A 9,594-nucleotide genomic window follows, 5' to 3' on the forward strand; every position below is an offset into this window, starting at 1 on the left:
TCACGCCGATTGTGGCGCTTGCCGGTCATCGGGCAGGGGGGTCCAGTGCTGGCCATCGTAGGCCTGCAGGGCGGAGAAGCCGCGCTTGTAGGCCATCTTGGCGTGGCCGGCGATCCAGTAACCCAGGTACAGGTGGGGCAGCTGCCGACTGCGTGCCCACTGCAGCTGCTGCAGGATGGCATACGTGCCCAGGGCGCGGGCCTGGCTGCGCGGGTCGTAATAGGTGTACACCGCCGACAGACCGGCCACGGTCACATCGGTCACCGCCACGGCCAGCAGGGCATCGTTGCCGGCGTGGTCCGGGCCACGGATTTCCATGAAGCGGGTCTGCGACCAGTCGCCGAGCAGGAAGCGGTCGTAATCGGCCGCGGTGTGCTTGTCCATGCCGCCACCGGGGTGGCGGGCAGCCAGGTAACGCTGGTACAGGGCCAGCTGCTCGTCACTGCGCTGGGCGTAGATGATCTGCCAGCGCAGGTCGGCATTGCGCTTGAGGCAACGGCGCTGGCTGCGGTTGGGCACGAAGCGCTCGCAATCGATGCGTACCGGCACACAGGCCTGGCAATCCGGGCACTGCGGGCGGTAGAGCAGGTTGCCCGAGCGCCGGAAGCCCCAGCCCAGGCCATGCGGATAGAGTTTTTCCAGGCGCGGGTCATCGGGGTCGATGACCAGGTCCCGCGCGGTGCGCAGGGGCCAGTAGCCGCACGGGTGCGGCGTGCTCTGGAACAGTCGCAGTTCGATGGAGGAGGCGCTCATCGACGCCAGCATAGCGCTGCTGGCGGTGTGCGGGGCTGGCCGTTCAGCCGGCCGGCACGATGCGCACGCGGAACTCGTCCTCGCCCACGCCCGGCTCGCGGGCCGGTTCGGCCGGTTGCTGGGTGGCCGGCGCCGCATTGCCTGCCGGGGCCGGCGCTGCGGGCGGCTGGCCGGGGCGCTGCAGGACGATGAACAAGGCCACTGCGGCAATCACGAACAGCAGGCCGATGCGGATGCGCCAGCCCCAGTTGGCCTGGCCGCGCGGTTTGATCTGCACGTTGGAAAAATCCAGCGCGGTGGCCTGGCCGGGGTCGCGCCGGGTGGTTTCCAGCAGGCCGGCCTGACGCAGCAGTTCGCGCGCGCGGACCTGGTCATCGGCGCGTACCACCCACACCGTGGGCAGGTTCTTGTTGTCCGGCTTGTCCAGATAGCTGAACTGGCCGCTGCGGCGGGTGCGGTAGGAGCGGCCGTTGGTGACGCGTACCTCGATGCCGGCATCGCGCAGGCGGGTGGCCACGGCTTCGGCGGTTTCCACCCGCTGGCTGGAGAAAATCTGGCGCATCAGTGGGTGTCCTGGCCGGGTGCCACGCGAATCAGGCCTTCCTGGGCGGTGGAGGCGACCAGGCGGCCCTGGCGGTCGAAATACTGGCCGCGGGTCAGTCCGCGTGACTGCTGGGCGCTGGGGCTGTCCAGCGAGTACAGCAGCCAGTCATCGATGCGGAAATCGCGGTGGAACCACAGCGCGTGGTCCAGCGAGGCCATGTGCACACCGGGCTGGTTGTAGCTGATCTTGTGCGGGAAGGTGGCCGTGCCGAGCAGGTGGAAATCCGAGGCATAGGCCAGCAGGGCCTGGTGCAGGGCCGGGCTGGCATCGCCGAGCGGGCCGCGCAGGCGGACCCAGACCTGGTGGTAGGGCGGCAGCGCCTGCGGGTTGAACTCGTCGCGGGCCAGCACATGGCGGAATTCGAACGGGCCGTCGTGGGACAGCCAGCGCTGGAACTTGGCCGGCAGCCGGGCCAGCACGTGCTCGTCCAGCGGCGGGGCCGGGTCGATGGCTTCCGGCGGCGGTACCACCGGCATCGAGAACTGGTGCTCGGCACCGGTTTCCGGGGTCTGGAACGAGGCGGCGGCAAAGAAGATCACCTTGCCCTTCTGGATTGCCGAGACCCGGCGCACCGAGAAGCTGCCGCCATCGCGGGTACGGTCCACGTCGTACACGATGGGGTGTTCGATATCGCCGGCGCGCAGGAAGTAGGCATGCAGCGAGTGCACCCGGCGGTCATCGCCGACCGTGGCCTGGGCCGCGGCCAGGGCCTGGCCCAGGACCTGGCCACCGAACACGTAACGGGTGCCGATGTCCCGGCTCTGGCCGCGGAACAGGTCCACTTCCAGACGCTCCAGGGTGAGCAGGTCGATCAGTTCGGGAATAACGGTGGGGGACATGTCGGCCAGGCCAGCTCGCTGATAGCTGGCCATTATAGCCGCCGTGGTCTCAGCCCTTGCCCAGGCGGGCCATCAGGGCAGTCAGCGCGGCTTGGGCATCGGCGCTGTACCAGGCATCGACGAAGCGGTCCAGCTGGATGTGTTCGGCAGCCAGGGCCTCGTGCAGGTCGGCACGGGCAATGGCGCGGGTGCCCAGCATCGGCATGCGGGGCAGGGCCAGCAGCTGCTGCATCCAGGCGATGGCACGTGCCTGGACCTGTTCCAGCGGCAGCAGCTCGTCGACCATGCCCAGGGCATGGGCGCGCTCGGCACTGACCATCTCGCCGGCGGTGAGCATCTGCCCGGCACGGTGCACACCGACCAGACGGCGCAGCAGGCGCTGGATGCCTTCCGGCGCGACCAGACCAACGGCCACTTCGTTCAGACCGATCCGGTAGGGGCGGGCGGCATCACTGCTGGCAGCCATGATCCGGTAGTCCGCGGCCAGTGACAGCACGCAACCGCCGGCCGGGCAGTGGCCGCCGATGGCCATCACCACCGGGATGCGGCTGTGGCCGATGGCCCGCACCGCACCGAAGAAGGCCTGCCAGCTTTCCATCAGGCGGCCGCGGTCATCGCCGTGGGCCATCAGGTGCGGCACATCCATGCCGGCGGAGAAGATGCCGTCACCGCCGCTGATCACCAGGCCCTGCACGTCATCGGTATGGGCCTGTTCGATGGCGCTGATCAGGCCGCGGCACAGCTCGGTATCCAGCGCATTGACCGGCGCATGGGCCAGCTGGATCTGGCGGATGGGGCCGTGGTTGTGCAGCGCAAGCTTGGCGGTCATGCTCGGGATTCACTCGAAGGGATCTGGCCGATGATAGTCAAAGTGCTGCTGGTTGCGACCACCCTGCTGCTGTTGGGCGGCCCTGCCCGGACCGAGCGCCTGCCCGCGCCTTGCCTGATGCTGGAACAGGGCTGGGTACGCGCGCCGGTGGCCGGTCGCGACATGACCGCCGCCTACGGCCAGCTGCACAACAACTGCCGGGTCGCCGTCGAGCTTCGTTTGGACAGGCTGTCCAGCCTGCAGGCGGACAAAGTGGCCTTGCATCGCACCGATGTTGTGGATGGGGTCAGTCGGATGCGGCAGGTCACCGAGTTGCAGTTGGCGCCAGATGAGCAGGTCACGCTCTCGCCCGGTGGCTTCCACCTGATGCTGCATGGGCTGAAGCCTGCTTTGACGGTCGGTAGCGAGGTTGCGATCCAGCTGGAAGACAGTTTGGGCAGGGTGTATGTGGCGTATCTGCCGGTACGCGCGCGCTGATATCGCCTTGTCAGTCACAAAAAACCCGGCGTCATGCCGGGTTTTTTGTGGGATGCAAGGCGATCAGACGCTGGCGTTGCGGATCGCCTCGGGCAGCGGGGCGCTCTTGCCGGTCTGGGTGTCCATCCAGACCACCACCACGTTGCCGTCCGAATACAGCATGGCCGCGTCCTTCTCATCGACGATGCGGTGGGCAATGGTCACGCTGGAATTGCCCAGGCGCTCCACATACAGCTCCACCACGATGTCGTTGGGCCACACGATCGGGGCGCGGTAGTTGACGTTGGTGTTGGCCACCACCGGGGCGATGCGGTCGCTCATCGACACGCCTTCCACGCTGAGCATCCAGCGCACGCGCGCCTCCTCGAGGAAGGAGATGTACTTGGCATTGTTGACATGGCCCATGGCGTCCATGTCGCGCCAGCGCACGGTGATCGGCACGCGGGCCAGCAGCTTGGGGGTGTTCTCGCTCATTTATTCGGCCTTCTTGCGGGTGGTTTTCTTGGCTGCCTTGCGTGGCGGGCGGGCATCGGGCTTGTTGGCCACCGCGGCCGGCTTCTGGCCCGGCGCGCTGCCGGCCAGCAGCGGGGCGAGGAAGCGGCCGGTGTGCGAGCTGGGCGTGGCAGCAATGGTTTCCGGGGTGCCGCAAGCCAGGATGGTGCCACCGCGGTGGCCACCTTCCGGGCCCAGGTCGATCACCCAGTCGGCGGTCTTGATCACATCCAGGTTGTGCTCGATCACCACCACCGTGTTGCCCTCGTCGCGCAGCTTGTGCAGCACCACCAGCAGGGCCTCGATGTCGTGGAAGTGCAGGCCGGTGGTCGGCTCGTCCAGGATGTACAGAGTGCGCCCGGTATCGCGCCGGCTCAGTTCCTTGGCCAGCTTGACGCGCTGGGCCTCGCCACCGGACAGGGTGGTGGCGCTCTGCCCCAGCTTGACGTAGCTCAGGCCGACATCGACCAGGGTTTCCAGCTTGCGCGCCAGCGCCGGCACCGGTTCGAACAGGGTCAGCGCGTCCTCGACGGTCATCTCCAGGATGTCGTTGATGTTGTGGCCCTTGTAGGTGATCTCCAGCGTCTCGCGGTTGTAGCGCTTGCCGCCGCACACGTCACACGGCACGTAGACGTCGGGCAGGAAGTGCATCTCCACCTTGATCAGGCCATCGCCCTGGCAGGCCTCGCAGCGGCCGCCACGCACGTTGAAGGAGAAGCGCCCCGGCGAATAGCCACGCGCACGCGCTTCGGGCATCTGTGCGAACAGCTCGCGCAACGGGGTGAACAGGCCGGTATAGGTGGCCGGATTCGAGCGCGGGGTACGGCCGATCGGCGACTGGTTGATGTCCACCACCTTGTCGAACAGGTCCAGGTTCTCCACCTCCCGGAACGGGGCCACGGTGTGCGAGGCACCGTTGATCTCGTTGGCGGCCAGGGTGAACAGGGTGTCGTTGATCAGGGTCGATTTGCCCGAGCCGGACACGCCGGTGACACAGGTGAACAGCCCGGCCGGGATGTCCAGGTCCACGCCCTTGAGGTTGTTGCCGCTGGCACCGCGCAGGTGCAGCATCATCTTCGGGTTGGGCGCGTGGCGGCGGGCCGGCAGTTCGATCCGGCGCTGGCCGGACAGGAACTGGCCGGTGACCGACTCCGGGGCGTCCATCAGATCCTGCATCGTGCCCTGGCCCACCACGCGGCCACCGTGCACGCCGGCACCGGGGCCGATGTCCACCACATGGTCGGCCAGGCGGATGGCATCTTCGTCGTGCTCGACCACGATCACCGTGTTGCCCAGGTCACGCAGGCGGGTCAGGGTGGCCAGCAGGCGCTCGTTGTCGCGCTGGTGCAGGCCGATGGACGGCTCGTCGAGCACGTACATCACCCCGACCAGGCCGGCACCGATCTGGCTGGCCAGGCGGATGCGCTGGGCCTCGCCGCCGGAGAGGGTCTCGGCCTTGCGCTCCAGCATCAGGTAATCCAGGCCGACATCGACCAAAAAGCCCAGCCGTTCGCCGATTTCCTTGACGATCTTGGCCGCGATCTCGCCGCGCCAGCCGGGCAGGCTCAGCTGCTGGAAGAAGGCCAGGGCATCACCGATGGGCAGGGTGACGATGTCCGACAGCGGGCGGTCGGCCACGAACACATTGCGCGCGGCCCGGTTCAGGCGGGCGCCACCGCACTCGGTGCAGGGGCGCTCGGAGATGTACTTGGCCAGTTCCTCGCGAACCGCGGCCGATTCGGTCTCCCGGTAGCGGCGCTCCAGGTTGGGGATCACGCCCTCGAAGCGGTGCTTGCGCTGGCTGCGGCCACCGGCCTCGGTGAAGTAGGTGAACTGGATCGCTTCCGCGCCGCTGCCGTACAGCACCGCCTGCTGCACCTTGGCCGGCAGGCTGTCCCACGGCGCATCCACGTCAAAGCCGTAGTGCTTGGCCAGCGAGGCGATCAGCTGGAAGTAATACGCATTGCGGCGGTCCCAGCCGCGTACCGCGCCGGCGGCCAGGCTCAGTTCGGGGTGGGTGACCACCCGGGATGGGTCGAAGAACTCGGCCACGCCCAGGCCATCGCAGCCGGAGCAGGCGCCCATCGGTGCATTGAAGGAGAACAGGCGCGGCTCCAGCTCGGGCAGGGCGTAATCGCACAGCGGGCAGGAGTACTTGGAGGAGAACAGCTGGGCCGGTTCGTCCGGCTTGTCCAGCGACATCACCGTGGCCATGCCTTCGCCGAGCTTGAGCGCGGTCTCGAAGCTTTCGGCCAGGCGCTGGGCCAGGTCGGCACGCGGGCGGAAACGGTCGATCACCGCCTCGATGGTGTGCTTGATGCGCAGCGCCAGCGGCGGCACCGCGTCGATCTCGTGGACCACCCCGTCCACGCGCACGCGCACATAGCCCTGGGCACGCAGCTGCTCGAACACCTGCACATGCTCGCCCTTGCGGTCGCGGATCACCGGGGCCAGCAACATCCAGCGCTGCTCGCCATCCAGGGCCAGCACCTGGTCCACCATCTGGCTGACGGTCTGTGCTTCCAGCGGGTAGCCGTGGTCCGGGCAGCGCGGGGTGCCGACGCGGGCGTAGAGCAGGCGCAGGTAGTCGTAGATCTCGGTGATCGTGCCCACGGTGGAGCGCGGGTTGTGGCTGGTGGACTTCTGCTCGATCGAAATGGCCGGGGACAGGCCTTCGATATGGTCGATGTCCGGCTTTTCCATCACGCTGAGGAACTGCCGTGCGTAGGCCGACAGCGACTCCACGTAACGGCGCTGGCCTTCGGCATAGATGGTGTCGAACGCCAGCGAGGACTTGCCCGAGCCGGACAGGCCGGTGATCACGATCAACTTGTCGCGCGGCAGGTCCAGGTCGATGTTCTTGAGGTTGTGGGTCCGCGCACCGCGGAGCCGGATGTAGTCCATCGCCATGGGGGATTCCAGTTGCGCTGCCGGCGCAGGCCGGGCAGGTGGGGAGGGTGGCAGTCGACCAGCCTAGCGAGGCGCCGGGCCGGGGGCAATGTGCCGCCCGGCCGGCGTTTGGCTGGCCCAATGCAGGTTGAACCGTGGCGGTTGCGCGGTTTGACTGGCCCGGCACCGGGGGACTACAATCCCGCTCCTGTCTATCCGTCTGGGTAGACGTTCGCGACCACAATAACTACAGAGGAAGTCTGGTCATGTACGCAGTTTTGGTAACTGGCGGTAAGCAGTACCGCGTTGCCCAGGGTGAAACCCTGCGCATTGAAAAGCTCGATGCCGAAGTCGGCACCGAAATCACTTTCGACAGCATCCTGATGCTGGGCGATGCCGACGGCATCAAGATCGGTGAGGCCGTCAAGGGCGCCACCGTGACCGCCAAGGTTGTGGAGCAGGGTCGTGCCGACAAGGTCCGCATCATCAAGTTCCGTCGCCGCAAGCACCACATGAAGCGTCAGGGTCACCGTCAGTACTACACCCAGATCGAAATCACCGGCGTTGCCGGTGGTAACAAGTAAGCTCTAAGGAGAAGCAGTCATGGCACATAAAAAGGGCGTAGGCTCCTCGCGTAACGGTCGCGACTCCAACCCGAAGTACCTGGGCGTCAAGATCTTCGGCGGCCAGGCCATCGAAGCCGGCAACATCATCGTGCGTCAGCGCGGCACCCAGTTCCACCCGGGTGCAGGCGTCGGCCTGGGTCGTGACCACACCCTGTTCGCACTGGTCGATGGCAAGGTGGAATTCACCACCAAGGGCCCGAAGAAGCGTCGTACCGTCAGCGTGGTTGCTGCTGTCTGATCAGCGCACCTAGCGGCGAGCGCGCCGTCATGGCGCTGCAACGCTGAGAAAAGCCCCGCTTCGGCGGGGCTTTTCATTGCTCCGGATGGTATCGGAGCGCCACCTTCCACCTGGCCTGTGCGCCGGGATGGCTACACTTTCCAGCGAACGGCCACTGTGGCCGGGTTCGCACAAGGCAATCGAGCGCGTCATGAAACTTGTAGACGAGGCAGAAATCCAGGTCATCGCCGGCAACGGCGGCAACGGCTGCGTCGGCTTCCGTCGCGAGAAGTTCATCCCGCTGGGCGGGCCGGACGGCGGTGACGGCGGCAACGGCGGCAGCGTATGGCTGGTCGCCGACGAAAACCTCAACACCCTGATCGACTTCCGTCACGACCGCATCTTCAAGGCGCAGCGTGGCGAGAACGGCATGGGCCGGCAGATGTATGGCAAGGGCGGTGAGGACAAGATCATCACCGTGCCGGTCGGCACCGTGGTGATCAATGTCGATACCGATGAAGTGATCGGCGACCTGACCACCCATGGCGCCCGTCTGCTGGTGGCCAAGGGCGGCAAGGGTGGCCTGGGCAACATGCACTTCAAGAGCTCGGTCAACCGTTCCCCGCGCCAGGCCCTGCCGGGCGAGGAAGGCGAGGAGCGCGTGCTCAAGCTCGAGCTCAAGCTGCTGGCCGACGTCGGCCTGCTCGGCTTCCCCAATGCGGGCAAGAGCACCTTCATCCGCGCCGTCTCGGCAGCGACCCCGAAGGTGGCCGATTACCCGTTCACCACGCTGTACCCGAACCTGGGTGTGGTCAAGGTGGAGAACTACCGCAGCTTCGTCATCGCCGACGTGCCGGGCCTGATCGAGGGCGCTGCCGACGGTGCCGGCCTGGGTACCCAGTTCCTGCGCCACCTGCAGCGCACCCGTATCCTGCTGCACCTGGTGGACATCTCGCCGATGGAAGGTGGGGTGGAGGGCATTTCCCCGGTCGAGCAGGTGCGTGCGATCGAGCGCGAGCTGGAGAAGCATGATCCGGAACTGCTGGCCAAGCCGCGCTGGTTGATCCTGAACAAGGCTGACCTGATGTTCGACAACGAGGCGCGCGAGGCGGCCGACCAGGTCATTGCCGAGCTCGGCTGGGACCAGCCCTGGTTCCTGGTTTCGGCGCTGGGCCGCGAAGGCACCTGGCCGATCATGAACAAGGTCATGGCCTTCTTCGACCAGCAGCGTGAAGCGGCCGAGGAGCTGGCCCGCGAGCAGGGCGCGCTGTAAGGCGCACTGGTGTTTCGCCCGCTTGAAAGGCCCGGTCACTGACCGGGCTTTTTCATGTCGGCAAGAGCGGGGTGGCTGGCCTGGTGCGGCTGGCCGCCGTGCTGTGTGGATGCTGCTGTGTTGATGCAGCTCGCCCGCGGGTACGGGTCGATTACGGGCAAGAAAAAACCCGGCCGAGGCCGGGTTTTTAGGTATCAGGCGCTGCAGCACCTGATACGAGTGCCGTTCCGACTAGACTCAGGCAGCTGCCAGAGCCTTGATGCGGGCGGTCAGGCGGCTCTTGTGACGAGCGGCCTTGTTCTTGTGGATCAGGCCACGTGCGCTCAGGCGATCCAGGATCGGCTGGGCAGCGGTAAAGGCAGCCTGGGCGCCTGCGGCGTCGTTGGCGTCCAGAGCCTTGATGACCTTCTTGACGGCAGTGCGCAGCATCGAACGCTGAGCAACGTTGCGCTCGTTGCGCACGATGGTCTGCTTGGCGCGCTTCTTGGCGGACTTGATATTGGCCACGGTGGTGGTTTCCTGAAAAATCGGTGTAGTGGGAACAGCAAGCACGCTAGTATGATCACCTCCGAACTTTACGTCAAGTTGACTTGTC

The 9,594-nt window shown here is 66.6% G+C and carries 11 protein-coding genes; 4 read left to right on the forward strand and 7 right to left on the reverse strand.

What is annotated here, in order from left to right; translation table 11 throughout:
• The 4 genes from ABB30_RS13745 to ABB30_RS13760 are packed head-to-tail and all read right to left on the reverse strand — an operon-like array spanning position 1 to position 3,025.
• The gene (locus ABB30_RS13745; RefSeq protein WP_152980754.1) at positions 1–753 is read right to left on the reverse strand and encodes an arginyltransferase; all 753 of its coding nucleotides are present in this window, start codon (positions 751–753) and stop codon (positions 1–3) included.
• A 43-nt stretch (positions 754–796) separates the two neighbouring features.
• Entirely contained in the window at positions 797–1,315 is a 519-nt protein-coding gene (locus ABB30_RS13750; protein ID WP_057638882.1) for a putative signal transducing protein, read from the reverse strand.
• Positions 1,315–2,196: an acyl-CoA thioesterase II gene (gene tesB, locus ABB30_RS13755; RefSeq protein ID WP_057638910.1), complete on the reverse strand. Its 882-nt coding sequence runs from the start codon at positions 2,194–2,196 to the stop codon at positions 1,315–1,317. Before tesB ends, ABB30_RS13750 begins: the two co-directional genes overlap by 1 nt.
• Positions 2,197–2,245: 49 nt before the next feature.
• Positions 2,246–3,025 (reverse strand): enoyl-CoA hydratase/isomerase family protein, encoded by a 780-nt coding sequence (locus ABB30_RS13760; RefSeq protein WP_057638883.1) that lies wholly within the window; start codon positions 3,023–3,025, stop codon positions 2,246–2,248.
• 30 nt (positions 3,026–3,055) lie between these two features.
• Here ABB30_RS13760 and ABB30_RS13765 point away from each other — a divergent pair, with 30 nt between their 5' ends.
• Positions 3,056–3,502, forward strand: a complete 447-nt coding sequence (locus ABB30_RS13765) for a copper chaperone PCu(A)C (protein WP_083489883.1) — start codon at positions 3,056–3,058, stop codon at positions 3,500–3,502.
• 63 nt (positions 3,503–3,565) lie between these two features.
• On the opposite strand, the gene ABB30_RS13770 is transcribed toward ABB30_RS13765, so the two are convergent.
• Positions 3,566–3,976 (reverse strand): acyl-CoA thioesterase, encoded by a 411-nt coding sequence (locus ABB30_RS13770; RefSeq protein WP_057638884.1) that lies wholly within the window; start codon positions 3,974–3,976, stop codon positions 3,566–3,568.
• The gene (gene uvrA / locus ABB30_RS13775; RefSeq protein WP_057638885.1) at positions 3,977–6,904 is read right to left on the reverse strand and encodes an excinuclease ABC subunit UvrA; all 2,928 of its coding nucleotides are present in this window, start codon (positions 6,902–6,904) and stop codon (positions 3,977–3,979) included.
• Between the two features lie 245 nt (positions 6,905–7,149).
• On the opposite strand from uvrA, the gene rplU reads away from it, so the two are divergent.
• From rplU to obgE, 3 genes are all read left to right on the forward strand, one after another.
• Positions 7,150–7,467: a 50S ribosomal protein L21 gene (gene rplU, locus ABB30_RS13780; protein WP_057638886.1), complete on the forward strand. Its 318-nt coding sequence runs from the start codon at positions 7,150–7,152 to the stop codon at positions 7,465–7,467.
• Between the two features lie 19 nt (positions 7,468–7,486).
• Positions 7,487–7,747 carry a 50S ribosomal protein L27 gene (gene rpmA / locus ABB30_RS13785; protein WP_057638887.1) on the forward strand — a complete coding sequence of 87 codons (261 nt, stop codon included), beginning with the start codon at positions 7,487–7,489 and terminating at the stop codon, positions 7,745–7,747.
• Positions 7,748–7,937: 190 nt separating this feature from the next.
• Entirely contained in the window at positions 7,938–8,999 is a 1,062-nt protein-coding gene (obgE, locus tag ABB30_RS13790) for a GTPase ObgE (RefSeq protein WP_057638888.1), read from the forward strand.
• Positions 9,000–9,236: 237 nt separating this feature from the next.
• On the opposite strand, the gene rpsT is transcribed toward obgE, so the two are convergent.
• Positions 9,237–9,506: a 30S ribosomal protein S20 gene (gene rpsT / locus ABB30_RS13795; RefSeq protein ID WP_057638889.1), complete on the reverse strand. Its 270-nt coding sequence runs from the start codon at positions 9,504–9,506 to the stop codon at positions 9,237–9,239.
• Between the last annotated feature and the right edge of the window lie 88 nt (positions 9,507–9,594).

This window comes from Stenotrophomonas ginsengisoli (assembly GCF_001431485.1).
Classification (GTDB): Bacteria; Pseudomonadota; Gammaproteobacteria; order Xanthomonadales; family Xanthomonadaceae; genus Stenotrophomonas; species Stenotrophomonas ginsengisoli.

Excerpts from the sequence above, each read along its gene's own strand:
- rpmA (WP_057638887.1), top strand. The coding sequence starts at position 7,487 with ATGGCACATAAAAAGGGCGTAGGCTCCTCGCGTAACGGTCGCGACTCC.
- ABB30_RS13760 (WP_057638883.1), bottom strand. The coding sequence starts at position 3,025 with ATGACCGCCAAGCTTGCGCTGCACAACCACGGCCCCATCCGCCAGATC.
- ABB30_RS13765 (WP_083489883.1), top strand. The coding sequence starts at position 3,056 with ATGATAGTCAAAGTGCTGCTGGTTGCGACCACCCTGCTGCTGTTGGGC.
- rplU (WP_057638886.1), top strand. The coding sequence starts at position 7,150 with ATGTACGCAGTTTTGGTAACTGGCGGTAAGCAGTACCGCGTTGCCCAG.
- uvrA (WP_057638885.1), bottom strand. The coding sequence starts at position 6,904 with ATGGCGATGGACTACATCCGGCTCCGCGGTGCGCGGACCCACAACCTC.
- ABB30_RS13770 (WP_057638884.1), bottom strand. The coding sequence starts at position 3,976 with ATGAGCGAGAACACCCCCAAGCTGCTGGCCCGCGTGCCGATCACCGTG.
- tesB (WP_057638910.1), bottom strand. The coding sequence starts at position 2,196 with ATGTCCCCCACCGTTATTCCCGAACTGATCGACCTGCTCACCCTGGAG.
- ABB30_RS13745 (WP_152980754.1), bottom strand. The coding sequence starts at position 753 with ATGAGCGCCTCCTCCATCGAACTGCGACTGTTCCAGAGCACGCCGCAC.
- obgE (WP_057638888.1), top strand. The coding sequence starts at position 7,938 with ATGAAACTTGTAGACGAGGCAGAAATCCAGGTCATCGCCGGCAACGGC.
- ABB30_RS13750 (WP_057638882.1), bottom strand. The coding sequence starts at position 1,315 with ATGCGCCAGATTTTCTCCAGCCAGCGGGTGGAAACCGCCGAAGCCGTG.